The organism is Alteromonas nitratireducens (assembly GCF_040812025.1).
Taxonomy (GTDB): domain Bacteria; phylum Pseudomonadota; class Gammaproteobacteria; order Enterobacterales; family Alteromonadaceae; genus Alteromonas; species Alteromonas nitratireducens.
In genome coordinates this window covers 1-24,812 of sequence record NZ_JBFNPK010000024.1, presented here as the reverse complement: position 1 = coordinate 24,812, position 24,812 = coordinate 1, and the positions used below count along the sequence as shown (strand labels likewise).

The following is a 24,812-nucleotide window of genomic DNA, read 5'->3' as shown; positions in this document are numbered from 1 at the left end:
GTTATGCGTATAGTTGATATTGCCGTAAAACGGCCGGTCGCCATGGCCATGTTCACCTTCGCTGTGCTGCTGTTTGGGATGGTGTCGCTGAACCGGCTGTCGGTTAATCTGTTACCTGAGCTGTCTTATCCCACGCTGACCATCCGCACGGATTATGACGGCGCGGCGCCGGCAGAAGTAGAGCAGCTTGTGTCCAAGCCCATCGAAGAAGCCATTGGCGTGGTTAAAGGGGTCCGCACTGTGACATCGACGTCCCGCGCCGGTCAGTCTGACGTCGTCATGGCATTTGCGTGGGGTACGGACATGGATTTTGCCAGTCTGGAAGTGCGCGAGAAACTGGATATTCTGCAGCTGCCGCTGGACATCGAAAAGCCCCGTCTGCTGCGTTTTAACCCCAGCCTGGATCCCATTATCAAAATGGGCCTTGGCTTTGCAGCAGATGACAGCGGTGCGCCTGTCAGTACTGCCCAGATGAAACGCCTTCGCGTTTACGCAGACGAACAGATCAAGCGCGAACTGGAGTCGATTGAAGGCGTGGCCTCGGTGCGTATTGGCGGCGGGCTGGAGAACCAGATCCAGGTGCTGATAGATCAGCAACGAGCCAGCCAGCTGGGCATTTCAGTAAACAGTATTATCGAACGGCTGCGTAATGAAAACGTCAACACTGCCGGTGGCCGTGTTGAGGATGGCAATCAGGCGTTTCTGGTCAGAACGCTCAACGAATTCGACAGCCTCGAGCAGATTGCCAATATGTACGTCGGCCGCTTCGAGGGCAAAAACATTCGTCTGAAAGAACTGGCGACCGTCACCGACAGCTTTAAAGAACGTGACGCTATCACCCGGTTTAACGGCAAAGAAGGCGCTGAAATTGCTATCTATAAAGAGGGCGATGCGAATGCCGTGGATGTTGCCAACGCGGTGAATAAAGCCCTGGTTCGGGTAACCGATGCCCTGCCCTCACAGTATCAGCTAACCACCGTTTACGACCAGAGTGTGTTTATCAAACAGGCCATCGATGACGTAAAATCTGCCGCCCTGATTGGGGGCTTGCTGGCCATGCTTGTCCTTTATCTTTTCCTGCGTGACTTCTGGCTGACGATGATTATCTCGGTATCTATTCCGGTCTCTGTGATTGCCACCTTTAACCTGATGTATGCCAACGATATCAGCCTGAATATCATGAGTCTCGGGGGTATCGCGCTGGCCGTTGGTCTGTTGGTTGACAACAGTATTGTGGTGCTTGAGAACATCGACCGTCACCGTCGTCAGGCACTGACCGACGAAGCGCGGGCAGACGCTGCAGCCAGCGGTACCCGTGAGGTCGGCAGCGCCATTGTGGCCTCAACGCTGACCACCATGGCGGTGTTTGTCCCGCTGATTTTTGTTGAAGGTATTGCCGGTCAGCTTTTCCGCGATCAGGCGCTGACAGTGTCATTCGCACTGGCAGCGTCACTGGTTATTGCAATTACCCTGATCCCTACGCTGGCGGCACGTCGCGGGCGCGCTGACACTGCGCCATTGCATGCTGACGTCTTCAGTGCGCCGGCGCCGGTCAAAGTGCGCGGGAAACTGGCCACGCTGATGTACTACATCACGCTGCCGCTGCGACTTGTACTGCGGGTTATCTTTGTCTATCTGCCTGCCAGCGCGGCAACACTCATTATTGGTCTGTGGCGCCTGATATCAAAAGGTATGTTCTGGCTACTGTCACCCTTAACCTGGCTGTTCAAGAAAGGCTTTGACGTGCTTGAGCGTGCTTATGAGATTACCCTAAAAGGCGCATTAGCCGCACGTATGATGATTGTGATGGTTGCGCTGGTCCTCACTGCAGGGTCAGTGCTGCTGATCCCTCGCCTGGGTATGGAACTGATCCCTTCCATGTCGCAGGGCGAGTTTTTTGTCGAAGTAACGCTGCCTGCAGGCAGTAAAATTGAACAAACCGATGCGCTGCTGGCCCGTCTGGCAGAGGTTGCAGAACGCCAGCCTGGCGTCAGCCGCACCTATTCGCTGGCAGGCACAGGCAGTCTTGTGAGTGCCGCACCCAGTCAGGGCGGTGATCACTGGGGTAAGCTCAACGTGGTCATGCAGCCAGACACGACCGTCAACACTATAGATGCAGTAAGATCGGTCATGCGCGAGTTTCTGCGTCGTCAGGCCGGTGTGCAGAGCCAGTTTGGCGAGCCGGAACTGTTCAGCTTTGACGCCCCTATTCAGATTGAGTTGCAGGGCTATGATTTATCCCAGTTGCAGCGCTATAGCCAGCAACTGGTTGCCGGACTGGAAAAAGAAGATCGTTTTGCCGACATCACCAGCACCCTGCGACAAGGTAATCCTGAACTGAAAGTGGTGTTTAATCAGGCGAAACTCGCTCGACTCGGTCTGGATGCCCCAACAGTATCCGAACTGATTGCAGCCAAAATTGGTGGCAAAGTTGCGACCCAGTACAGCATGGATGATCGCAAAGTGGATGTGCTGGTGAGAACCCTGGACGCCCAGCGCGATAATGTCGGTGACGTGAAGGCCATTCTGATCAATCCGGATGCAGAGCAGCCGGTGCCACTCGGCGCTGTTGCCGATGTCTACATGAGCATTGGCCCAAGTGAGATTACCCGGGTAGGCCAGCAGCGCGTGGCGCTCATCGAGGCCAACCTTGCCTATGGTGATCTCGCCCAGGGTGTGGCAAAGGCGCAGCAGGTGATCGACACGCTCAGGCTGCCACTTACCATTGATGCTGTTATCGCAGGTCAGAGTGAGGACATGGAGCGCAGCTTTACGTCTCTGCAATTTGCTCTCGCACTGGCGGTTTTCATGGTCTACCTGGTAATGGCCTCACAGTTTGAGTCTCTGCTGCATCCATTACTCATTCTGTTTTCTGTTCCACTTGCAGCGGCGGGCTCGGTGTATGGCCTGTGGCTGACCGGCACCCATGTCAGTGTGGTGGTCTTCATTGGCCTTATCATGCTGGCGGGCATTGTTGTTAACAATGCAATTGTATTGTTCGACCGCATTAATCAGCTGCGTGGTCAGGGTATGGACAAACACGCAGCGATCCTGTCGGCAGGTAAATCACGTTTGCGCCCTATCGTCATGACCACACTCACAACCGTTCTGGGTCTTCTGCCAATGGCCGTAGGCTTTGGTGAAGGCGCAGAGGTTCGTACACCGATGGCGATTACCGTTATCTTTGGCCTGATATTTTCCACCATGCTGACGCTGGTGCTGCTGCCAGTGCTTTACAGCCTGTTTGACCGTAAAGTGACAGACGCCGACACGGCAATGGAGAAGGAGCACGTTTATGGATAAGTTATCTGTCGCCGGCGCGGGCCTTGCCCGCTTCGCCATGCAGCGTCCGGTTACCGTGTGCATGTGCTTTTTCTCGATGCTGGTGTTTGGTCTGATTGCCAGCCAGCTGTTACCACTGGAAAAATTCCCCGGTATCGACATCCCAGAAATGGTTGTTGAGGTTCCCTACCGCGATGCGACACCGGCTGAGGTAGAGCGGATGATTACCCGTCCGGTTGAAGAGGCAATTGCCACGATGTCGGGAATCAAACGCCTGCGCGCCAGCTCTTTTGAAGATAAAGCCCAGGTGTTCGTAGAATTTGACTGGGACGAAAACATTAAGGCAAAAAGTATTGAGGCCAGGGAAAAAATAGACGCCATACGCCATCTGCTGCCAGCCGATGTTGAGCGGGTGCTGGTGTATAAGTTTAATACCAACGACATGCCGATTTTCCAGCTGCGCGTGTCGAGCGATCGCGACCTGTCAAACGCCTATGACCTGCTTGAGCGTAACCTGAAGCGGCCACTGGAACGTGTACCTGGTGTATCGAAGGTTGAGCTTTATGGCGTACTGAAAAAGCAGATCACAATCAGGCTGCGTCCGGAAAGCATTGCTGCCTATCAGATAGATACCACCCGCCTGGGTGAAACACTGAGAAATGCGAATTTCTCAATGACCGCCGGCCACATTTACACCAGTGATGAAAAAATTCTGGTCAACCCCATGGGTGAGTTCACTGACATTCAGGATATCGCAAACCTGATCATTCGTGACGGCATCCGCTTGTCCGATATTGCCGACATTGCTTACGAAATTCCAAAACGCAGCGAAGGACGTCACCTCGATCGCACGTTTGCGGTTGGTTTTAATGTGTTTCGTGAATCTGGCAGCAACCTGGTAGAGGTATCAGAACGTGTGATGCAGGTCATTGAGCGCGCCAAATCTGATCCTGAGTTTGCCGGTATCAACCTGTTTGTAATGGATGATACCGCGGACAGCGTGACCTCCTCTCTTGGCGATCTCATCATGGCGGGCCTGATTGGTGCCGTGCTGTCAGTGATTGTGTTGTTTGCATTTTTACGCCAGTTGTCCACCACGCTGATTGTGGTGCTGTCGGTTCCCTTCTCTATCTGTATCACACTCGGCGTCATGTATCTGGCCGGCTATAGCCTGAACATTCTGTCTCTGATGGGACTGATGCTGGCGGTCGGGATGCTGGTCGATAATGCTGTGGTGGTGACCGAAAGTGTCTTTTTAGAGCGTCAGCGCGATGCGAATGCGACGCGCGCAACACAACGCGGCGTGTCACGTGTCAGCCTGGCGGTGATTGCAGGCACAACAACCACCGCTATCGTATTTTTACCCAATATCGTTGGCGTAAAAATCGATGTTACGGTGTTTCTTGAACACGTCGCTATCGCTATCTGTATCTCACTGTTTGCCTCGCTGCTCATCGCACAAACCCTGATCCCGCTACTGGCGTCAAAGGTCAGGGTACCTGTGACGAAAGACAAGCCGACGCCGGGTTATATCCACCGTTATGGACGTATCCTTAACTGGACACTGAACAACCAGGGCAAGACCCTTGTTATTGCGGTGCTTATTCTGCTCAGCACGGCGCTGCCGATGTCGATGGTCAGCGGCGATGACGAGGGTAATAACAATCAGGAGCGTATCTGGCTGAATTATCACATTACTGATAACTACAGCGTTGATGAAGTTGAGAAAACAGTTAACCGCATGGAAGCGTTTCTGTACGAGCATCAGGACGAGTTTTACATTAAGCAGGTCTACAGTTATTTCACTAATGGACATGCGGTCAGCGGGCTTACCCTGAAAGACGATCTGCCAATCAGCGTGGCCCAGTTACAGGAGAATATCCGCGAAGCCATGCCACGGTTTGTTCGCGCCCGCCCCTCATTCCAGTGGAACTCCGGCAATGGCGGTGGTGTCAGGCTGACACTGCTCGGCGAGTCGTCAGATCGTCTTATGACCCTGGCCGACCAGATTGTTCCTATCCTTCGAAATATTGAGGGCCTTGAGGATGTTCGCGCGGATACCGGGGCCCAGCGTAATGAACTGCAGGTGCGTATTGACCGCGAAAAGGTCAATCGTCTTGGGCTGAACGTCAATGACATTGCCGGTCTTATCAGCACCGCGTTACGTGGCACGAACCTGCGCACTTTCCGCTACGGCGACGCAGGCGAAGTCAGTGTCAGACTGATGTATGGTCAGGATGTGCAGTCGTCGGTCGATGCGCTGAAAAATGTCACCATTTCTAATGCTGACGGCATCCGTATCTCATTGTCGATGATTGCCGACATTACCGTGGTGCCACAGCTGTCGCAAATCAATCGACATTACCGTCAGACGGCGCTCAGCATCGGCGCAAACCTGAGTGATGATATGACCGTGGAACAGGCGCGTGAGCGCATTACCCGGGTCATGCAGTATGTGTCTCTGCCGACCGGCTACAAGTGGAGTCTGGATGGCAGTTTCCGTCGTCAGGATGAGGCCGCAGCGGTTATGCAGATGAACATGCTGCTGGCGGTCTGTATGATTTATGTAGTGATGGCGGCGCTGTTTGAATCCTTGTTGCTGCCGACCTCGGTGATTACATCCCTGTTGTTCTCGTTTACCGGCGTATTCTGGGCCTTTATGGTGACAGGCACGCCAATGTCTGTCATGGGCATGATAGGCATGCTTATTCTGATGGGCATTGTTGTCAATAACGGGATCGTGCTGGTTGACCGGATTAACCAACTGGTGAATGAAGGTATCAGCCTTTATCAGGCGGTGCTTGAAGGCTGTCAGGATCGCATCCGGCCTATTCTGATGACCGTTGCCACCACGGTACTTGGGCTGGTTCCCCTGGCACTGGGCAGTACGCGTATCGGGGGCGATGGCCCGCCCTACTCACCCATGGCGATTGCGATCATTGGTGGTCTGCTGTTTTCCACGGTCACCAGCCTGTTTCTGGTTCCGCTGGCCTATGTACTGCTGCTGAAGCTGCGGTTCCACACACAGCGACTGATTGCCAACAGCCGGGCCCGGGTATCCCGCTGGGTAAGGGTATAACGCCAGCAACACCCGCCAGCAGTCATCCTGCAGCGGCTGATCGCTCTTTCTTTTAAGGAAATCGGTCAGCCGCTGCAAGGTTTTCACGCCCATTAGCTGCGGTTGCTCAGATATTCATAGACAGAGGTTGCTTTACGCTGAAGCGAAAACTCAATCAGACTGGAACCGTTACACGTCAGGCCGTTGTCTGCGGTAATCAGACGCAGCACTTCACGCTCACTCGCGCCAATCAGACCCACTTTTCTGCTTACACTGGTACGCAGCACACCAACATCATCCATCACAACGGCTTTACAGAAGCTTGAGAACTGTGTGTCACCAACAAAACGGTACTGTTTATCATCCATCGCAGCAGTCGCAGTTGCACTGACCAGTGCCATTCCTGCCAGAAAGGTTGCCGATGCCAGAGTGGTGAGTGTTTTGCTAACTTTCATGATGCATTCCTCAGTAAGTGATAATCAACGGTATTACCGGCGTCTCGCCGGACAAGGTCGCATTTACCGTGCATAAACAACCTGCATGGCCGCCCTGCACATTAAATTTGCACCATCAACATGAATAGTTCTGTTGTTTTATTGTATTTGGACGGTAAAAGTACGGTAAATCAGTATGTTACATAATCGTAAAAAACATATGGCACTGATAAATAACAATTTTTTCGCGGGCGTTATTACTAAAAAATATAAGTAGCAACACACTATTATGAAATAAATCTACAGATTGAGTTCGAAAAACCACCTGAAAGCGTGCTTGATCGAATTTTTTTACAAAAAAACGCCGCTTTTTCGTAAGCGGCGTTCATGTTTTGTAATTTAATTACGATCTATTCGTAGTTACGCCCACGTTTAACCGTGATGGTGTCGATATAAGCATGCCATGAGGCATAGCCAATTAGCGGCATTAATATGATAAAGCCGACAAACCCGGTGATAAAACCAACGGCGACGGCAGTGAAAATCATCGCGCCCCAAATCATCATGGGCAGTTTATTCACCCACACTGCATTGACACTGGTAAGTACGGCTGTCGCCAGATCGACTTTGCGCTCCATCAGAATGGGTTGGGTAAACGCCGTAATAAATAACATGCCTACGGTGAATACGGCACCAACAATGGTACCCAGTGTCAGAAATGGCAACAAACTTTCAAGGTTGTCATCCAGATAGGACGGATAAAGAGCATGAATAAGCGAAGCAACACGCAGCCAGAAAATCATCAGCACCATCAACAGGATGCCAAAGCCCCATTCATTCACAGCATTGCGGCGCATGGCACGTAATGAATGCCGCAACGTTGGGGTGTGCCCTTTCTCAAATTCCCAGCTGATATCATACAAACCGGCCGCAAGAAATGGCCCCACCAGCATAAAACACACCATTGCCGGCAAAATCACCAGATGCCAGCCTGTCATTTGTACCAGATACATGATGGCCCAGGGTAACAGCGCAAACAGCACGCCGTAAAAGAGGGTAAGTCCGGGACTTCTCAGCGCATCACGCAACCCCAGCGATAACCATTTAATTGGATCGCCTACGTCCAGTTCTTTACAGGGAATAACGCGAGCAATTCCACTTTCCGTGATGGCATTTTCCGGTGTTTCTTTAAATTGGTGCGACATGACAATAACTACCTCTGCAGTTTTCTTAGCTCCTGATCATCAGATGCATGGTGTCGACGTCAAACTCCCGGGTCGTAACCACTTAACATGCAGACACGTTGCATCCTCCCTAGTACCTACGATAGCCAGAGTTAACTGAGTTCACAAATTTTTTACAATTTTTTATCGTCTGGTTAAAGCAGATAGGACGGAATGCTGGCAGGCTGCCAGTGAATGACATCCTGAAAATGATCCCTGATGGCTTCGTTGAGGCTGGCAAAGCGGGTAACCGGCTGAGTTCTGCCGGTAATGCACGCCAGCGAAAAACGATGGCAATTGTTGCTGATGACATCGTAATCCTGGTACTGGAAAACTTTTTCCATGGCACGCCGGGCAGCGGCGTCATCTACCATTGGCTGTAACGTTGTATGACAGGCAACATAAATGCGGCTACCGGAACGCTGGGATAAAAAACGTCCCGGGGAAATAGCACGGACCAGCCCATTACCGTTCAGTTCGACAATATGGTTATCAACCCAGATACCGGTGTGCTGGAAGATTTCATAAATACCACAACACACCAGGGCACCATCAACAGGCGTAACCTGTCGGGCGTCTTTCCCCGGAAAATGACGAATATGACCGTCAGCCACCTGTTTTTCCCGGGCAATTTCTTTACCGGCATAGGCGGCAGCAAGACCTGCGCCCAGCCATAACAAGGGTATTGCCATACCATCTCCTGCATCAACACGCGTTTATAGCGGTTATTGCTTAGTATTGACGCAGTTACCCATGGGGTAAAGCCATTGCACAGGCTAAAGTGTATACAGATATGTCAGGCAACACAGCGAGGGGGTTGCTACCGGATGCAACTATGGATGGGATAACGGCTTTTTTGTTGGTGGGACGAAATACCACTTAGCAACAGCGCTGGTTTGCGATACTCTCAGTGTTATCCGGATAACACAGGTATTGTATGAAAACTGTAGTACGCTCACACAAACTGGATAACGTGTGTTATGACATACGGGGTCCTATCGCAGAACAGGCCCGCAAAATGGAGGATGAGGGGCACCGCATCCTGAAGCTGAACATCGGTAACCCTGCCCCGTTCGGTTTTGACGCGCCCGATGATATTCTGCGTGACGTGATCCACAACCTGCCAACTTCCCAGGGGTATTCAGATTCTGCCGGGATCTACGCTGCGCGCGTCGCGGTGATGCAGTACTACCAGCAAATGCAGATTAAAGATATTCGCGTTGACGATGTGTACATCGGCAATGGCGTGAGCGAAATGATTATGATGGCCATGCAGGCCCTGCTTAACCATGGCGACGAGGTACTGTTACCTTCTCCGGATTATCCGCTGTGGACCGCTGCGGTTAGCCTGTCTTCAGGCTCGCCGGTACATTACCGTTGTGACGAGCAGGCAGGCTGGTTTCCTGATCTGGACGATATCCGAAAGAAAATCACCAGTAAAACCCGCGCTATTGTGCTGATTAACCCCAACAACCCAACAGGCGCAGTTTATGACAAAGCCCTGTTGGAAGACATTGTAGTGCTGGCACGCGAGCACGGACTGGTCATTTTCAGCGACGAGATTTACGATAAAATTTTGTATGATGACGCACAGCATACCTGTATAGCATCACTCGCGGATGACGTGTTTTGTGTGACCCTTGGCGGCTTGTCGAAAAACTACCGGGTCGCCGGTTTTCGCTCTGGCTGGCTGGTTGTCAGTGGCAACAAACGCGTGGCGCGGGATTATATTGAAGGGCTCAACATTCTCTCTTCTATGCGCATGTGTGCCAACGTCCCCTGTCAGAGCGCCATTCAGACAGCGCTTGGCGGTTATCAGAGTATCAACGACCTGGTCAAAGAAGGCGGACGCCTGCGCCAGCAGCGCGATGTCGCCAGTGATATGCTGAATCAGATTGAGGGGATCCAGTGTGTTAAACCCAAAGGCGCGATGTACTGCTTTGCCCGTGTTGACGAGAAAAAGTTTAACATTCGTAATGATGAACAAATGATTTTTGATCTGCTGAGTGCAGAGAAAATCCTACTTGTTCATGGACGGGCCTTTAATCTGAATGAAGGCGTTTATTTCCGGCTGGTTTTCCTGCCCCACACCGATGTACTGGTACCGGCTATGGAAAAAATTACCCGCTTTTTCACGCACTACCGACAACAAGACTAATACGTAGGCCCTGACATGAAACAAAGCACCTTCTTAGCCTGGATCCTGCGCATGCCTCTGATCAAGCGCTGGGCACTGATGCACACTATCAAGCGTGAGAACATCGCCGAGCACTCACATCAGGTTGCGGTGATTGCGCACCTGCTTGCCGTGATAAAGAATACCCATTATCAGGGAACGCTCAGCCCGGAAAAGGCGGCGACAGTTGCGCTGTATCATGAAATCTCGGAAACCAAACTGCAGGATGTTAATCACGTTACCAAATATCACAATCCTGAAATTACCCGTGAGTTCAAAAAGCTGGAGAAGTTATCAGAAATTGAATGCCTGCGATCGCTGCCTGAGGATCTGCAGCCGGCTTTTGCTGATTTGCTGGTTCAGGACAATGTATCACCAGATTACAAACGGATTGTCAAAGCGGCAGACCTCATCTCAGCATATCTGAAAGCCTGTGATGAAATCCGGTTTGGCAACAGCGAATTTGAACCGGTAAGAGAACGCTTAAGCAATATGCTTAACGAGTATGAAACGGCCATGCCGGAAGTCAGACATTTCATGGATGTGTTCGCTGAAAACTGTCTGGTCAGTGTCGATGAGCTGTCTGAGCAGGACCACTGAATCTGTGTGCAACAACGATGTAAGGAGTTAGCATGACTGTGTCAGAATCCCTGTCTTTTACGGCGGCTAAAGCCGACTGGGAAAACGCATGGACCGAACGTTCACAGCCGCGCACGCAAAGCCGTGACGGAGATCACCGTACTCCCTATCAGCGCGATAAAGCCCGTGTTCTGCACTCTGCTGCATTTCGTCGCCTGCAGGCAAAAACCCAGGTGCTGGGTGTGGGGTTAAGTGACTTTTACCGCACGCGCCTTACTCACTCACTCGAAGCCGCCCAGATTGGCGCGGGCATTACCGCCCAGCTCAGCGGTAAGTATCCTGAACTCAGCGAGTACCTGGCAATCGATGCCAACCTGATTGAAACGCTGTGCCTGGCACATGATATCGGGCACCCACCATTCGGACATGGTGGCGAAATTGCCCTGCACTATATGATGCAGGATCACGGCGGCTTTGAAGGCAACGGCCAGACATTTCGAATCATCACGCAACTTGAACCCTACACCGCACAGCATGGCATGAATTTAAGCCGTCGCAGCGTGCTGGGACTGGTTAAATACCCGCAATTTATTGACACTCTGACCAATTCCGGGATCTGCAGGAAAAAACCGGCATCGCTCAGGCAGGTGAAAGCCAGCGACTGGCATCCGCCTAAAGGCCTCTTTCGCTGCGACCAGACGCATTTTGACTGGCTGACAGCCTCGTTCAGCGACGCCGATAAAAATCTGCTTATGTCGACGGTAAGCAAGACAGGAAAGCATCATAAAACCCGCTACAAGTCGTTTGACTGCTCAATCATGGAATTGGCAGATGATATAGCTTATGGCATTCACGACCTGGAAGATGCGATTGTCATGAACATGGTGCGCTACCAGGAGTTTGTTGCTGACGTTGTTGTCCCGCTAAGCGAAATGGACGTGCCCTGGCTGTCAAACGAAATTGCCGCACTGGGAGAACGGTTGTTCAGCCCTGAGCACCATGAGCGGAAAAATGCGATTGGCGCGCTGGTGAACAGCTTCATCACGGCCATTGTAATAGAAGACGTAGACGGGTTTGCGCACCCGTTGCTGCGCTATAACGCCGCATTCCCCGACCAGTTCGAACATGCCCTTGCCCTGTTTAAAGGGTTTGTTTTTAACAAGGTGATACAGCGTACCGACGTGCAATCGCTGGAGTACAAAGGCCAGTTGATAGTGATGGAACTGTTTGAGGCATTCAGCGCCGACCCGCAGCGATTGTTGCCACAAAACACGCAAAAGCGCTGGCAGGCAGCGCAGGCCGAAGGCAATGGCATGCGCGTTATCGCAGACTATATTTCCGGCATGACTGACGAATTTGCATCACGGCTTTACACATCGTTGTTTGTGCCTAAAACAGGCTCTGTCAATGACAACCTGCACTTGTAACGCAGACTGAAATTTTACTGCACCTTTACCGGTCATGTTGCGTAATGACTGAGGTAATAACCGGTAAAGAGGCTACGTATTATGACCAAACGGTTCAGGCCATCTGTTACACTGACCGACAATGATGTGACGGACGAGCAGGTGTATAAAAATCGCCGTCAGTTGCTGAAGCAGATGGGATTCATGGGTGCCACTGCGCTGCTGTCTTCGTCGGCGCGCGCTGCCGACTGGTTCTGGGAAGACAGCAAACCCGCATTTACACCTACCCCATTAACGTTCACACAGCCTGAACAGTATCAGATAAGCGAGACGCCGACGCCGTACGCCAAAGTTACCACCTACAATAACTTCTACGAGTTTGGAACAGACAAGAGCGACCCGGCAGAGTACGCAGGCGAGATGAACATTAAGCCCTGGACGCTCACCATTGACGGCCTGGTCAATAAACCCTTCACGCTGGACTATGACGATTTGATAAGCCGCTTTCCGCTAGAGGAACGGATTTACCGCCTTCGTTGTGTCGAAGCCTGGTCGATGGTCATTCCGTGGGTTGGATTTGAGCTCGGGCAGCTTATCCGGCAGGCCGATCCCACCAGTGCGGCGAAGTACGTCGCCTTCGAAACCCTGCATGATCCAGAGAACATGCGGGGACAACGTAACCGCTTCGTTGGTGGCGGTGTCGATTACCCTTATGTAGAGGGACTGCGACTGGATGAAGCCATGCATCCACTCACATTAATGTCAGTTGGGCTGTATGGGAAAACGCTGCCGCCGCAAAATGGCGCGCCCGTCAGACTGGTTGTGCCGTGGAAATACGGATTTAAAAGTATCAAATCGATTGTGCGCATACGGCTGACCGATAAACAGCCACCGACCACCTGGAATCTGCTAGCGCCACATGAATACGGGTTTTATGCCAACGTCAATCCACGTGTTGCCCATCCGCGCTGGAGTCAGGCCAGTGAGCGTCGCATCACCACCGGCGGCCTGCTGGCAAGAAACCGGATCCCGACTCAATTGTTTAACGGTTACAACGAGGTGGCATCGCTCTACTCGTCCATGGATCTATCGCGCTACTACTGATGTACAGACTGTTTTCAACCCCCCTGACTATTCCGGCTTTGTCCCGCAAACTGACTAAAGCGCTGATCCACATTGTGGCGCTGGGTTACCTTGCAGGACTTTTTGCGCTGGGGATTGCCGATGAACTGGGCCCCGATCCGGTACAGACCCTGCTGAATGAGACTGGTACCCGCGCCATTCAATTTCTTTTGCTTACACTTGCGGTCTCGCCGCTGGCAAAGCATTTACCCTGTGGCGATTTGATGAAGTTTCGCCGGATGCTTGGGATCTATAGTTTTGTTTTCGCACTGGCACACTTTCTGACCTACGTTCTGTTTGAATTACAACTGGATCTTGGCCTGATAGGCAGTGAAATTATCAAACGCCCATACATTACTGTCGGTTTTGTCGCCCTGACCGGACTACTCAGCCTGACACTTACCTCTCCTATGGCAATACGACGCAGGATGGGACGACACTGGCAAACCCTGCATAATGCGGTTTACCTGATCATGCTACTCGCACTGTTACACTTCACCTGGTCTCAAAAAACCGGCTGGCAGGAGCCGGTCTGGTACTGGATAATCGCGCTCTTACTGTTGCTGTTCAGAGCTGTCCCTGCGTATACGCGCCTTCGCCGTAAGCGCTCTGTCTGAATTTTCCTGGTCACCACATTTTTGTCACTGTGCGTCAAAAAACGCTGCAGGGACATCGCTGTAGTCTGGTGAAAAAAAATGCAAATAAATGCTTGCATTAGATGCCTGTTACAACTACTGTATATCCATACACTGTATAAATATCAGGTAAACCTATGAACACGTTAAACGCAACACAACACAATGTGATTCAACTTCCACTGCCCTTTGAAGGGTTTCCCGGAAACGGTGACAACAAGTCAAAAGGCTGGTCGTATTTACTTGCTGATTCGCTGGCATTCAAAAAGGACATGACCTACGGCATTCGTATTCAGAAACCCGATCAGGAAACCATGCCCGTCTGGATTAAAAAACTGATCACCAGTGGCCAGTGTCGGACTATTTATGTTGAAAATCTGTCGCTTCCGGTTTCTGAATGCGAAATGATTGCGCATTTATGCTCGAAGCATTCCGTTTCATTGGTCAATGTCAGTGTTAACGGGAAGAACACGGCCAGTAATGTGATTACCGGACCGTGGCTAAGCCAGTAATAAACAGGTAGCATGCGCATAACAGTCAAGGAGTCGTTATGCGTTGTTATTGTTGTTCTGATAAATCTTACTCTGCATGTTGCGAACCGCTCCATCAACAGCGGATAAAAGCAGTCTCTCCCGCAACTCTGATGCGATCTCGATTCAGCGCATACTGCATAGGCAACTTCCAGTACATTTTTGACACCTATACCTCCCGACAGCAACACACTCTGAGCGTTGAAGCGCTTCGTCAGTCAGCCGAAGGTGCTCGCTATTTTGCCCTCGGCATAGACCAGGCTCGAACCAAGGACAACCTGGTGACCTTTAAGGCTTATTATTTTCACAAGAAAAAAGTCGGTGTATTGCACGAAACTTCGCGTTTTGTGCTGGAAGAAAGTCAGTGGCGCTACGACGACGGTGACATTCACGATGACTCAGGGCTTATCAGCCTGGGCCGCAATGACCGCTGCCCCTGCCAGAGTGGGAAAAAGTTTAAACAGTGCTGTCTGCTTAAAATACGATAGTTTTCCCGTTAACGGCCGCCCTTGCCTACCCCGTGATTGCCGTATGGCCAGCCATCGGATATCTTAGTGTTTCTGCTGGTGGTCCAGCGGTCGCATTTTCAGCGCCCGCTGCCAGGTTGCGATAAAAGAACCCGGCGTACCACCTGAAAAATAATGATAAAGAGGCAACACGGGCCACCCGCTATATTTCCGATGTCTGCCTGATACTAACGACACTTTGTTCAAGGAAACACTATGCAAACGTTCAACAGGAACCTGCTGACCAGCGCGCTGGCCGTTGCCATGCTCGGTATGGGTCTGACCGGGTGTAACGATACCCAGACTACAACACCTACGCCCCCCCTGACTGCCAGCGATGCCAAAGCATTTCTGGAAGACGTACAGGCCGATATTTATAAAATGCAGGTGCCGGCCGCGCATGCACAGTGGAGCTACGCAACCGACATTAATGTTGATACGGCTGCAGTCAGTGCCTATATGAATGAGCAGTTATCTACCAAGGTAGCTGGCTATGCCAAAGAAGCGGCAAAATTTAATGGCGTAGAGATGGATGCAGATACCCGCAGAAAGCTTGACCTGCTGATGAGCGGGCTGACGATGCCGCCGCCGTCCGACGCGAAAAAGGCTGAGCGACTGGCCCAGATTAGTTCTGAACTTGATGGAATGTACGGATCGGGAACGTATTGCCGCACCGAAGGAGACTGTAAAAGTCTGGTTGAAATGAGTGCAGAAATGGCGACCTCCCGTGACCCAGAACTGATGCTGGAATACTGGAAGGGCTGGCGCGACGTATCTGTGGCAATGAAACCGCTTTACACTGAACAGGTGGCCATTGCCAATGAGGGCGCGAAAGAGCTGGGATTTAGTAATGTTTCTGAATTATGGCGTGGCCAGTACGACATGCCGGCGGATGATTTCCCGAAAGAACTCGACAGACTGTGGGGCCAGGTAGAACCCTTCTACCAGTCACTGCACTGTCACGTTCGTGCCAAACTTGGCGAGCAGTATGGTACCGATGTCGTTCCTCAGGACAAGCCAATCCCCGCACACCTTCTTGGTAACATGTGGGCACAAACCTGGGGCAATATTTATGATCTGGTCAAGCCCGAACAGGAAATGTCGGTCCCTGACGTTACCGGCGCACTCCGGTCTCAGGGTTATGATGAAATTAAAATGGTGAAGCAGGCAGAGTCTTTCTTCTCTTCACTGGGTTTTGAAGAACTGCCGGACACATTCTGGGAACGCTCAATGTTCCAGAAGCCGGAGGGTCGTGATGCACAGTGCCACGCGTCAGCCTGGAATCTCGATGACAAAGATGATCTGCGTATCAAAATGTGTATTCAGATCACCGGCGAAGAATTCAATGTTATTCACCATGAGTTGGGACATAACTACTACCAGCGTGCCTACAATCAGTTACCGTTGCTGTACCGCGGGTCCGCCAATGACGGTTTCCACGAAGCCATCGGTGATACCATTGCATTGTCGATTACTCCGAAATACCTGAAAGAAATTGGTCTGATTGACGAGATCCCGGATGCGTCAAACGATATCGGTATGCTGATGCAGGTTGCGCTGGATAAGATCGCCTTTATCCCGTTCGGCCTGATGGTCGATCAGTGGCGCTGGAAAGTACTTGCAGGTGAAGTGACTCCAGAAAACTACAATAAGGTGTGGTGGGAATTAAGAGAGAAGTATCAGGGTGTGATGGCACCGGTTGAGCGTCCGGCGGATGCCTTTGATCCGGGTGCGAAATACCACGTGCCGGCCAATGTGCCTTACACGCGTTACTTCCTTGCCCATATTCTGCAGTTCCAGTTCCATAAAGCGCTGTGTGATATTGCTGGCGATGAAGGTCCGTTGAACCGCTGCTCAATCTACGGAAGCAAGGAAGCCGGTACAGCGCTTAACAACATGCTCGAAATGGGAATGAGTCAGCCATGGCAGAATGCCCTGGAAACCCTCACGGGTACACCGCAGATGGACGCCAGTACGATTCAGGCGTATTTCCAGCCATTAAAAGACTGGCTGGACGAGCAAAATAAAGACCGCCAGTGCGGTTGGTAACACGTAGCCCCGCTGGTAGTTGCTAGCGGGGCTTTTTGTCTCGTGCACGGTGCACGCTCATATTTCAACAGGATGACACCATGACAACCCATACGATCACCCGCATGCTGGTTCCCCGGAATGCACTCCACGCACCTCAGTTTGAAACCAGCGAGTTTGATGATGCCATGCTGTCTGATGGCGACGTATTGTTACGGGTAGACCGTTTTGGGCTGTCGGCCAATAACATCACCTATGCTGTGATGGGCAATGTGATGGGCTACTGGGGCTTTTTCACGGCGCCTGATTCGTATGGCATTATTCCGGTGTGGGGCTTTGCCGATGTTGTAGCTTCACGTCATCCTGATATCCCCGCCGGTGAGCGTGTGTACGGTTATCTTCCGTTCGCCAGCCATCTGGTTATTCGTCCGGATAACATTACCCCCTATTCATTCAGCGACAGTCACCCCGAACGCAAAGGAATTCATCCGGTGTACGATCAGTACACCCGCTGCGCTGCAGATCCTGCCTACCAGAGCGCGAATGAAGCTCTGCATATGAATTTCAGGCCATTGTTTATGACCTCGTTCGTGCTTGACGAAGCAGTCGCAGAGGCACATGCAGGCGATACCATTGTCATCACCAGTGCGTCATCAAAAACTGCGCTGGGCTGTGCCTTCCTGCTTCATCATCACCGCAGAAAACGCAATGCGACCTACCGGATTGTCGCCCTGACCTCTGCCTCAAACCGCGACTTTGTCACATCAACCGGGTACTATGACGACATTATATCGTATGACGAGCTTGCTACCCTGCCCGTCAACAACCCGATTGCCGTACTGGATTTTGCAGCCAATGGTGATGTGCTAACCCAACTGCATGCGCTGGCCGGCTCCCAGTTCTCGACGCTCTGGGTGATTGGTGCAACCGACTGGGATGCCCCTCGTCGTCATAATATTGAAGGTGTGGATACCCAGCTCTTCTTTGCGCCCGAACACGTCGCCCGCCTTCAGAAACAATGGGGCAATAAAGACTTTATGCTCCGTTACAGTGAAGCGTGGAAGGCGTTTCAGCCCGACCTTCAGCAACAGTTCACACTGCATAATATTACCGGGCAAACGGCGATGCAGCGGTGTTACCTGGACCTGCTCAACGGACAGGCTGAGCCTTCAGAATTAAATGATTTGCGATGGGGCTGACGCCCCGTAAGCTGTGCTTTTCTGTGTTGCACACTCAGATGTCGGTATAAGGATGTAAATGAGAAAGCCTGTCCGGTTACGCGTAACATATCTGGTCATCGCCCTTTTCAGTTACCTGACCGGACTGATGCTACTGCCAGAGTCTACCTCCGCTTATGGTCAGCCACTGGTAAGCTATCTGTACCTGCTTTTGCTTTTCGTGCTTCTTCCCACACTATTTATCCTGCTGGTGGTAAAAGCCGGACAACAAAAGCCATGGAAAGTTGTTATTCCACTGAGTCTGGGGGCGGTGGTCGCGCGTTATGCGCTGCCGACAGAACTGGCCGGGCATTTCTACATTGTCAGTTATCTTCGCTATCCGATAATCGCACTGATCCTGCTGATTGAGCTCGCTATCGTCTATCATATCGTTGCAGCACTTTGGAAAGCGCGCCACCTAAAAGGCGATCCAAGGGTTCACGCGATTATTAACCACGGCGGCGACGAAAAGAAGCAATCACTGGCCCTTCTCATGGCAAGCGAGCCAGCAAGCTACTACTATGCGCTACCACACCTTACACGTTGCCACCCGTCACCTCTGACACACATTCAGTTACTGAGTGCAAAGCGTCTGCATTTGACAGCCATGCTAAGTACCCTTGTGATGCTCACGGTCACGTTATATCTTATTTTAAGCACATTCAGCGAGCTTATCGCCCTGATTGTCGCCAGTGTCATTGCATACAGTGTGGTATCGCTCACAGCCAGTTACCGGATAAGCCGGCACTTCTCATGTTATTTACTTAACAATATTCTGGTTATTAATGCGAATTTCTTTAATACACTTTGCGTGCCGGTATCGGATATTGCTGAGGCAGAAGCGGGGCTCTGGCCACGTGAAACCCTGGCAGATGACGTTGTGATTGGACGGGGGGAAAACGCCAATCTGAAACTGACGTTTAAAACTGATGTTGCCTGGCTTACCATGCTGGGGACATTTTGTGACAAAGTTCGAAACGTCTATCTTGTTACCGATACGCCTGACAACGCGGCAAGCATATTACAGGCTTTATCATCGCAAGCGCCATCTGATCAGCCGCCACCAGAGTTAAGCCCGGTTAGCTAGCCTTATCCGATCAATGCGGGTATTGAGTCACCGATTCCGGATGTTTTAAGCGCCGACAAAAATGCAGACACTGAAGCATCGCCTTCTGCAGGTGCCCATGTCGCGAAGTTTTTATCGTCTTCGGGCAGGTACGGGCCCTGCTTTACCTCAAAAAACACCACAGGTGCGCGACAAACCGTTGCATGCCAGGTACCGGGCGGGATCTGGAGACTGTTACACTGACCGTCGTCTCCCGCTGTCAGGGTGATTTTGTCAGTCACGGTCCCGTTTTCATCAAACAAAATAACGTCAATCTCACCCCGCACGACCATGAAAAACTCCCATTTTGTAGCCAGCGTGTGACGGTGCGGACGCACGTAAGAATCAGGTAGCATGGCAACAAACAGGCGCTGCACCGGATCATCATAACTTTCGTGGACATTGTGATGGGTGCGCCGACGGGGACTGTTCTGCGCCTTACTTATCATGGCTTCAAAGAATGCCTGGTCAAATTTTCCGATCATTTTACGTTGCCCGTAGTGGTTAAAGGTAATATCTCTGCAGCACTGCTGTGACGTTTTACCAGGGAAAACTGCTGCACGACATTACGGGATCACTGCCTGACAGTGCCACTGGCCCTGTTCAGTCAGTGAATGCAGTTCACGATGTTGTGGATTACCACGAAGGTTCAGGTAATCCACGTGTGAGACCTTAAGGTGAATGACGCAGAAGTGCGCAGGCGCAAATACATAATCACTGTTGGGGCGAAGTGGCACGGAAGGGTCGCGTTCATCGCGCGGGACGCCCCACAGAAACTGTTTTTTTCCGGCGTCCGACAGCTTTTGCCATTGTTCATTGATCAACAACTGGTTCTCACTGGCCGTCAGCACGTGCGCTGTGACCTCGAAACGAAACTGCTCCCGGGTTTTAGTAAAATACCAGCATACCTCGGCGGCCGGTTCCGCGATAAAATGCTCAGTCTTTTGTGAGCGGGTGTCCGAGATAATGGTCAGTGTGTTGTCATCTGCCAGACCTCTGAACACGACGGTGCGGCAGCGTGGCCGACCATCGCCGCCGACTGTGGCCAGCTGAAAAAAACGGCTTTCAGGCTGCCCCCGGGTTTTATGCAGACTTTTGGTAAGACGCTGCAACCAGACGCTCATTATGCAGCTCCGCGTTGCCTGCACAGTGAAAACAATGAGTAAAAGTTTTCGGTAGTTTGTCTGGCGAGTTCTTCCACGCTTACGCCTTTAAGTTCAGCAATAAATTCCGCGACTTCCACAACATAACCCGGCTGGTTTTGTTTGCCTCTGTGCGGTACCGGTGCCAGCCACGGAGAATCCGTTTCAATCAGCAGTTTATCCATCGGGATAGCCTTTACCACCTCTCTGAGCTGCTTGGCTGAGTGAAACGTCACAATACCGGAGATAGAAATGTAAAAGCCCATCTCCATTGCCTGTTGCGCCATTTCAAGCGACTCGGTAAAACAGTGCAACACACCGTTGGTTTCCGGGTCTTTATGTTCACGCAACAATGCGATCGTATCTTCCCTTGCGTCCCGGGTATGGATTATCAGCGGCTTTTTTAATTCATTGGCCACGCGGATATGATCGATAAACGACTGACGCTGCACCGCTTGCGTGTCTTCGCTGTAGTAGTAATCAAGGCCGGTTTCTCCAATCGCAACGACCTCAGGCTGACTCGCCTTGCTCAGTAACTCGTCATAGCTACAGGCATCTTCCTGGTGCAGCGGATGCACGCCACAGGATACCGAGACATCATCAAACTGCCTGACGGCTTCCCGCATTGCGTCGTAATCTATTACCGATACCGCCACACACAGAAAATGCTCTACCCCGCGCTGACGCGCGAAGCTTAAGGTCTGGCTCAGTTCTTCTTCGGATTGTTTGAGTCGGTCAAGATGGCAATGAGAATCCACAAACAAAATACACCTTTACTCTTTTGTAGTGACTGGCAGGCCTAGTGACGAACAAAGGCGTCCAGTACGGAAGTTAAAATCAATACTTTATTCACGCCGGGATTATTCAGGGCCTGTACCGCAGATTTGCAGGCATCATAACAGGCCAGATCCGACGATTTCTGCTGCTGACAATACTGCTTATACGCCAGTTGCTCGCACCAGGTCACAATTTGTAGCGCGTCTTCCTGCCAGCTGGTGGCAAGCGACAGCGCGCTTTTGCTGCCCTGCATCAGCGCGGCGAATCCGTCGGTAAAGTCCCGGTATGTCACTGCCGGCGCTTCTTCGAGCGCAGTTTTTACACGCAGCGGTGCGTTACCGTATGCGTTGAGTAAGGCCTCATCGGCGTCAATGCCCTCACTGTCAAGCCAGGCCAGACTTTCAGCCACATTCGGTGGCGCCAGCGCATGCTTCTCGCAACGACTGAGAATGGTAGGCAGCAGGCGCGCAATACGACTGGTCAGCAATATCAGAAACGTATTACCTGTGGGTTCTTCGAGGGTTTTCAACAGGGCATTGGAAGCAGACTCAGTCATCGTGTCAGCGGCACATAACAGCAACACTTTGTTGCGACCAATCTGGGCGGTGCCACTCAGGCGTGAAATCCCTTCGCGAATCGCATCCACACCGAGCTGTTTTTCACTTTCCAGTATGTGGAAGTCGGCATGGGTGCCTGCGCGCAGTAGCTGACAACTCTGGCACTGCCCGCACGCACCACGTGAGTCTGGCTGCTTACATAACAGCACCGCGGCAAGTTCCCGTGCCAGCATCTGCTTGCCGATGCCGTCAGGTCCGGACAGCAACAAACCGTGATGCAGACGGCCCGCAAGGAAACGTCCTGTCAACTGTTCAAAGTGTGTGCTAAACCAGGGCAGGATCATCGTAAGAACGCCCTGACGGTTTCAGTGACTGCATCATGAACGTCCTGCATTGGCTGCATTGCATCAATAGTAACAATCGTGTTGTCTGCGGCGGCCAGAGACTGATAGCGTGCCCGCGTACGTTCAAAAAATGCCAGTCCGGCCTGTTCAATCCGATCCAGTTCCCCACGCCCACGGGCACGTTCAAGCCCAACCGCAGGCTCAACATCAAGATACAGTGTAAGATCAGGTTTAAACCCTTTTAGCGCAATATCGCTCAGACGGTTCAGCGTATCCTGACTGATCTGTCTGCCGCCGCCCTGATATGCCTGAGAAGAAAGATCATGGCGATCGCCTACAACCCACTGACCTTGTTCAAGGGCAGGCAATATGCGGTTTTTTAGCAGCTGCACCCGCGCTGCGTACATCAGCATCAGTTCCGTTTCTTCAGCCACCTGTTCATCCCAGGGATGCTTTACGCATTCCCTGATAGCCTCAGCCATCGGCGTCCCGCCGGGCTCACGGGTCTGCACGACTTGTAACCCTGCTTTTTCCAGCGTACTGACGATCAGCGATATCACTGAGCTTTTACCCGCGCCTTCGAGGCCCTCAACTACTATAAAACGTCCGCGCATAGCTACTTCTTCTTATTCGGTAAAATCTGGTATTCATACACTGCCCGGTTGTGCGCTTCGAGCGTAGATGAAAAAACATGGGTGCCGTCACCTCTGGCAACGAAATATAAATCGTCCGTCGGCAGCGGGTTCAACGCGGCTTCTATCGCTGGTTTGCCCGCCATCGCAATGGGTGTCGGCGGTAATCCACGGATCACATAAGTATTATACGGTGTCGCCTGCTTAAGGTGTGCCCGTGTCAGGTTGCCATCAAATGTGTCGCCCAACCCATAAATCACGGTCGGATCGGTTTGCAGGCGCATATTAGACCGAAGACGATTAATGAACACGCCAGCAATGTGCGCTCGCTCGCTGGCAACCGCCGTCTCTTTTTCAATAATCGACGCGAGTACCAGCACTTCCAGCGGGGATGTCAGGGGTAAATCAGACTGCCGCTGACGCCACTGCTGATCAAGAAAGCGGGTCATTGCCTCCATTGCGCGACGCAGTATCGCCGATGCCGGTGTGCCATCCGTGTAATAGTACGTATCAGCCAGGAACAATCCTTCCGCGCGCTGACTGACAGACGCATTCTCAGGCAACGCCTCCGACTCATCATAGGGCCACTGTTCAACCAGCGATACAATCACCGGCGGTGTAATATCGTAAACAAGGGTGTCCTGAGCCTTCAGTTCAACAAGCCAGTCATCCAATGTAAGGCCTTCAACAAGACGCACCGAAAACTGATATTCCTCACCAGCCACCATCAGTGCAATCACATCAGGCACGCTCATATCCGATGACAGCGCATAGGTACCCGTCTTAATGCGGGTATCTGCCGCAAAAAATTTTAACCAGAGTCGATAGGTAAAGCGTGAGTCCGGTAGCCAGCCTTGATTGTCGAAGTCTCTGACCAGCGCGGCAGCACTGGTTCCGGGCTGAACTTTATACAATACAGGTTCATTCAGCATCAGTGTTTGCCCGACACTGTGACGGACATACAGCAGGCCGGCAAAGAGCAGTAGTGCAATACAGCCCATCACAATGAGCCAGCGTATAAGATTACGCAATGCGCGCGGCATAGGCTTCCCTTATCCAGTCAGTCAGACGAACGGTTTCGTTACAGTCATACTCAAAATAGTGATCATGATGCCGGACTAATCTGACGGGCATAAGCTGCATCAGCGCATTGGTCAGCACAATATGCTCGGCTGACAAACACTGTGACAGCGAAAAATGTCCGGTCTGAACCCCTTCACCCCGCTCATTCAGGCAATCCAGTACAAACTGACGCATTACCCCGGCGACACCGCACTGATCCAGTTCCGGCGTAAACCACTGTCCTTGCTTAAGCCAGAACACATTTGCCGCACTCGCCTCCGTGACACAGCCATCACTGTCACACACCAGCGCATCATCAAACTCTGACATGGCCAGTTCCTGCTTTATCAGTACCTGTTCCAGGCGGTTAAGGTGTTTAATGCCCGCCAGTGCTGGCTGCCTTGCCAGTGTTAACGAGGCACAGGTCAGTGTCATTCCGATAGTAGCCAGGCCTGCATAATGCTCAGGCAATGCATGATAGCTTGCCACAATATGCGCCTTTGCATTGCCACGGCTGTATCCTCTGCCACCCACACCTGCCGACACCAGTATTTTAAGTACTCCGTCCCCCACAGCTGACGCATGACGACGTATCTCATCACACAATGCGCTTTCTTCAACGGAAATGCCCAGCCGCCCGGCATCGGCCAGCAGGCGGCGGACGTGATATGACAGTAACGCGACGTTACCCCTGACGACCTGCATAGTAGAAAATACGCCATCACCATAATTGGCGGCGCGGTCTGCCACCGCAAATCCATTGTTGTCCAGAGAGGCTAAATCAGCGGGTTGCCGTTCCATGAAATCATGCACAGTTGGTTTAATTGAGCAGCCTGAGAGTATATCAGCCTGCCTGTTACAAACAAGAAAGGCAGCATATTGAAGTGACCCCATAAAGTTGGACTCATTTCTAAGCGGCGACCAAGGCCTGATTTCGATATTGTATCGGACTCAGGCCTTTTAGTTTCAGCTTAATACGTTCGTTGTTGTAATAGTC

Annotated in this window: 23 protein-coding genes; 12 read left to right on the top strand and 11 right to left on the bottom strand. The window is 51.8% G+C overall.

Annotated features, from left to right (window positions below):
• Nucleotides 1-3: 3 nt before the first annotated feature.
• Nucleotides 4-3,303, top strand: a complete 3,300-nt coding sequence (locus AB1N33_RS15535; protein ID WP_411272480.1) for an efflux RND transporter permease subunit — start codon at nt 4-6, stop codon at nt 3,301-3,303.
• Nucleotides 3,296-6,361, top strand: coding sequence for an efflux RND transporter permease subunit (locus AB1N33_RS15530; RefSeq protein WP_411272479.1), 3,066 nt, complete (start codon nt 3,296-3,298; stop codon nt 6,359-6,361). Before AB1N33_RS15535 ends, AB1N33_RS15530 begins: the two co-directional genes overlap by 8 nt.
• Before the next feature lie 92 nt (nt 6,362-6,453).
• Here the strand turns inward: AB1N33_RS15530 and AB1N33_RS15525 are convergent, their stop codons facing one another.
• The 3 genes from AB1N33_RS15525 to AB1N33_RS15515 all read right to left on the bottom strand — a co-directional run bounded on the left by AB1N33_RS15525 (nt 6,454) and on the right by AB1N33_RS15515 (nt 8,689).
• The gene (locus tag AB1N33_RS15525) at nt 6,454-6,795 is read right to left on the bottom strand and encodes a hypothetical protein (RefSeq protein ID WP_411272478.1); all 342 of its coding nucleotides are present in this window, start codon (nt 6,793-6,795) and stop codon (nt 6,454-6,456) included.
• Nucleotides 6,796-7,184: 389 nt separating this feature from the next.
• Entirely contained in the window at nt 7,185-7,979 is a 795-nt protein-coding gene (locus AB1N33_RS15520) for a DUF2189 domain-containing protein (RefSeq protein WP_411272477.1), read from the bottom strand.
• Between the two features lie 173 nt (nt 7,980-8,152).
• Nucleotides 8,153-8,689, bottom strand: a complete 537-nt coding sequence (locus AB1N33_RS15515) for a C40 family peptidase (protein WP_411272476.1) — start codon at nt 8,687-8,689, stop codon at nt 8,153-8,155.
• Nucleotides 8,690-8,934: 245 nt separating this feature from the next.
• Here AB1N33_RS15515 and AB1N33_RS15510 point away from each other — a divergent pair, with 245 nt between their 5' ends.
• The 10 genes from AB1N33_RS15510 to AB1N33_RS15465 all read left to right on the top strand — a co-directional run bounded on the left by AB1N33_RS15510 (nt 8,935) and on the right by AB1N33_RS15465 (nt 19,283).
• Nucleotides 8,935-10,155: a pyridoxal phosphate-dependent aminotransferase gene (locus AB1N33_RS15510; RefSeq protein WP_411272475.1), complete on the top strand. Its 1,221-nt coding sequence runs from the start codon at nt 8,935-8,937 to the stop codon at nt 10,153-10,155.
• A gap of 15 nt (nt 10,156-10,170) precedes the next feature.
• Nucleotides 10,171-10,773 (top strand): 5'-deoxynucleotidase, encoded by a 603-nt coding sequence (gene yfbR / locus AB1N33_RS15505; protein ID WP_411272474.1) that lies wholly within the window; start codon nt 10,171-10,173, stop codon nt 10,771-10,773.
• A 32-nt stretch (nt 10,774-10,805) separates the two neighbouring features.
• Nucleotides 10,806-12,179, top strand: coding sequence for an anti-phage deoxyguanosine triphosphatase (locus tag AB1N33_RS15500; RefSeq protein WP_411272473.1), 1,374 nt, complete (start codon nt 10,806-10,808; stop codon nt 12,177-12,179).
• A gap of 81 nt (nt 12,180-12,260) precedes the next feature.
• The gene (msrP, locus tag AB1N33_RS15495) at nt 12,261-13,262 is read left to right on the top strand and encodes a protein-methionine-sulfoxide reductase catalytic subunit MsrP (RefSeq protein WP_411272472.1); all 1,002 of its coding nucleotides are present in this window, start codon (nt 12,261-12,263) and stop codon (nt 13,260-13,262) included.
• Nucleotides 13,262-13,897 carry a protein-methionine-sulfoxide reductase heme-binding subunit MsrQ gene (gene msrQ, locus AB1N33_RS15490; protein WP_411272471.1) on the top strand — a complete coding sequence of 212 codons (636 nt, stop codon included), beginning with the start codon at nt 13,262-13,264 and terminating at the stop codon, nt 13,895-13,897. Before msrP ends, msrQ begins: the two co-directional genes overlap by 1 nt.
• 155 nt (nt 13,898-14,052) lie before the next feature.
• Complete coding sequence (locus tag AB1N33_RS15485) at nt 14,053-14,427, top strand: deoxyguanosinetriphosphate triphosphohydrolase (RefSeq protein ID WP_411272470.1); 375 nt, start codon at nt 14,053-14,055, stop codon at nt 14,425-14,427.
• A 131-nt stretch (nt 14,428-14,558) separates the two neighbouring features.
• The gene (locus tag AB1N33_RS15480; RefSeq protein WP_411272469.1) at nt 14,559-14,933 is read left to right on the top strand and encodes a YchJ family protein; all 375 of its coding nucleotides are present in this window, start codon (nt 14,559-14,561) and stop codon (nt 14,931-14,933) included.
• Between the two features lie 291 nt (nt 14,934-15,224).
• Nucleotides 15,225-17,000: a M2 family metallopeptidase gene (locus AB1N33_RS15475; RefSeq protein WP_411272496.1), complete on the top strand. Its 1,776-nt coding sequence runs from the start codon at nt 15,225-15,227 to the stop codon at nt 16,998-17,000.
• A gap of 80 nt (nt 17,001-17,080) precedes the next feature.
• Nucleotides 17,081-18,178 (top strand): DUF2855 family protein, encoded by a 1,098-nt coding sequence (locus tag AB1N33_RS15470; RefSeq protein ID WP_411272468.1) that lies wholly within the window; start codon nt 17,081-17,083, stop codon nt 18,176-18,178.
• 58 nt (nt 18,179-18,236) lie between these two features.
• Nucleotides 18,237-19,283, top strand: a complete 1,047-nt coding sequence (locus AB1N33_RS15465; protein ID WP_411272467.1) for a hypothetical protein — start codon at nt 18,237-18,239, stop codon at nt 19,281-19,283.
• 2 nt (nt 19,284-19,285) lie between these two features.
• Here AB1N33_RS15465 and AB1N33_RS15460 read toward each other — a convergent pair whose 3' ends face one another.
• From AB1N33_RS15460 to AB1N33_RS15425, 8 genes are all read right to left on the bottom strand, one after another.
• Nucleotides 19,286-19,786, bottom strand: a complete 501-nt coding sequence (locus AB1N33_RS15460; RefSeq protein WP_411272466.1) for a WbuC family cupin fold metalloprotein — start codon at nt 19,784-19,786, stop codon at nt 19,286-19,288.
• Nucleotides 19,787-19,867: 81 nt separating this feature from the next.
• Nucleotides 19,868-20,425, bottom strand: a complete 558-nt coding sequence (locus AB1N33_RS15455; RefSeq protein WP_411272465.1) for a pyridoxamine 5'-phosphate oxidase family protein — start codon at nt 20,423-20,425, stop codon at nt 19,868-19,870.
• Nucleotides 20,425-21,207, bottom strand: a complete 783-nt coding sequence (locus tag AB1N33_RS15450; protein ID WP_411272464.1) for a TatD family hydrolase — start codon at nt 21,205-21,207, stop codon at nt 20,425-20,427. The genes AB1N33_RS15455 and AB1N33_RS15450 overlap by 1 nt, the downstream gene beginning before the upstream one ends.
• 35 nt (nt 21,208-21,242) lie before the next feature.
• Nucleotides 21,243-22,121, bottom strand: a complete 879-nt coding sequence (gene holB / locus AB1N33_RS15445; RefSeq protein WP_411272463.1) for a DNA polymerase III subunit delta' — start codon at nt 22,119-22,121, stop codon at nt 21,243-21,245.
• Nucleotides 22,118-22,735: a dTMP kinase gene (tmk, locus tag AB1N33_RS15440; RefSeq protein WP_411272462.1), complete on the bottom strand. Its 618-nt coding sequence runs from the start codon at nt 22,733-22,735 to the stop codon at nt 22,118-22,120. The genes holB and tmk overlap by 4 nt, the downstream gene beginning before the upstream one ends.
• 2 nt (nt 22,736-22,737) lie before the next feature.
• Complete coding sequence (mltG, locus tag AB1N33_RS15435; RefSeq protein ID WP_411272461.1) at nt 22,738-23,796, bottom strand: endolytic transglycosylase MltG; 1,059 nt, start codon at nt 23,794-23,796, stop codon at nt 22,738-22,740.
• Entirely contained in the window at nt 23,777-24,616 is an 840-nt protein-coding gene (gene pabC / locus AB1N33_RS15430) for an aminodeoxychorismate lyase (protein WP_411272460.1), read from the bottom strand. Before pabC ends, mltG begins: the two co-directional genes overlap by 20 nt.
• Nucleotides 24,617-24,725: 109 nt before the next feature.
• A partial coding sequence (locus tag AB1N33_RS15425) for an IS3 family transposase (RefSeq protein ID WP_411269965.1) occupies nt 24,726-24,812 on the bottom strand: 87 nt, incomplete at its 5' end.

What these genes read in the sequence shown, in the direction of transcription:
- AB1N33_RS15535 (WP_411272480.1), top strand. Translation starts at nt 4, where the DNA reads ATGCGTATAGTTGATATTGCCGTAAAACGGCCGGTCGCCATGGCCATG.
- AB1N33_RS15530 (WP_411272479.1), top strand. Translation starts at nt 3,296, where the DNA reads ATGGATAAGTTATCTGTCGCCGGCGCGGGCCTTGCCCGCTTCGCCATG.
- AB1N33_RS15525 (WP_411272478.1), bottom strand. Translation starts at nt 6,795, where the DNA reads ATGAAAGTTAGCAAAACACTCACCACTCTGGCATCGGCAACCTTTCTG.
- AB1N33_RS15520 (WP_411272477.1), bottom strand. Translation starts at nt 7,979, where the DNA reads ATGTCGCACCAATTTAAAGAAACACCGGAAAATGCCATCACGGAAAGT.
- AB1N33_RS15515 (WP_411272476.1), bottom strand. Translation starts at nt 8,689, where the DNA reads ATGGCAATACCCTTGTTATGGCTGGGCGCAGGTCTTGCTGCCGCCTAT.
- AB1N33_RS15510 (WP_411272475.1), top strand. Translation starts at nt 8,935, where the DNA reads ATGAAAACTGTAGTACGCTCACACAAACTGGATAACGTGTGTTATGAC.
- yfbR (WP_411272474.1), top strand. Translation starts at nt 10,171, where the DNA reads ATGAAACAAAGCACCTTCTTAGCCTGGATCCTGCGCATGCCTCTGATC.
- AB1N33_RS15500 (WP_411272473.1), top strand. Translation starts at nt 10,806, where the DNA reads ATGACTGTGTCAGAATCCCTGTCTTTTACGGCGGCTAAAGCCGACTGG.
- msrP (WP_411272472.1), top strand. Translation starts at nt 12,261, where the DNA reads ATGACCAAACGGTTCAGGCCATCTGTTACACTGACCGACAATGATGTG.
- msrQ (WP_411272471.1), top strand. Translation starts at nt 13,262, where the DNA reads ATGTACAGACTGTTTTCAACCCCCCTGACTATTCCGGCTTTGTCCCGC.
- AB1N33_RS15485 (WP_411272470.1), top strand. Translation starts at nt 14,053, where the DNA reads ATGAACACGTTAAACGCAACACAACACAATGTGATTCAACTTCCACTG.
- AB1N33_RS15480 (WP_411272469.1), top strand. Translation starts at nt 14,559, where the DNA reads ATGCGATCTCGATTCAGCGCATACTGCATAGGCAACTTCCAGTACATT.
- AB1N33_RS15475 (WP_411272496.1), top strand. Translation starts at nt 15,225, where the DNA reads ATGGGTCTGACCGGGTGTAACGATACCCAGACTACAACACCTACGCCC.
- AB1N33_RS15470 (WP_411272468.1), top strand. Translation starts at nt 17,081, where the DNA reads ATGACAACCCATACGATCACCCGCATGCTGGTTCCCCGGAATGCACTC.
- AB1N33_RS15465 (WP_411272467.1), top strand. Translation starts at nt 18,237, where the DNA reads ATGAGAAAGCCTGTCCGGTTACGCGTAACATATCTGGTCATCGCCCTT.
- AB1N33_RS15460 (WP_411272466.1), bottom strand. Translation starts at nt 19,786, where the DNA reads ATGATCGGAAAATTTGACCAGGCATTCTTTGAAGCCATGATAAGTAAG.
- AB1N33_RS15455 (WP_411272465.1), bottom strand. Translation starts at nt 20,425, where the DNA reads ATGAGCGTCTGGTTGCAGCGTCTTACCAAAAGTCTGCATAAAACCCGG.
- holB (WP_411272463.1), bottom strand. Translation starts at nt 22,121, where the DNA reads ATGATCCTGCCCTGGTTTAGCACACACTTTGAACAGTTGACAGGACGT.
- tmk (WP_411272462.1), bottom strand. Translation starts at nt 22,735, where the DNA reads ATGCGCGGACGTTTTATAGTAGTTGAGGGCCTCGAAGGCGCGGGTAAA.
- mltG (WP_411272461.1), bottom strand. Translation starts at nt 23,796, where the DNA reads ATGCCGCGCGCATTGCGTAATCTTATACGCTGGCTCATTGTGATGGGC.
- pabC (WP_411272460.1), bottom strand. Translation starts at nt 24,616, where the DNA reads ATGGAACGGCAACCCGCTGATTTAGCCTCTCTGGACAACAATGGATTT.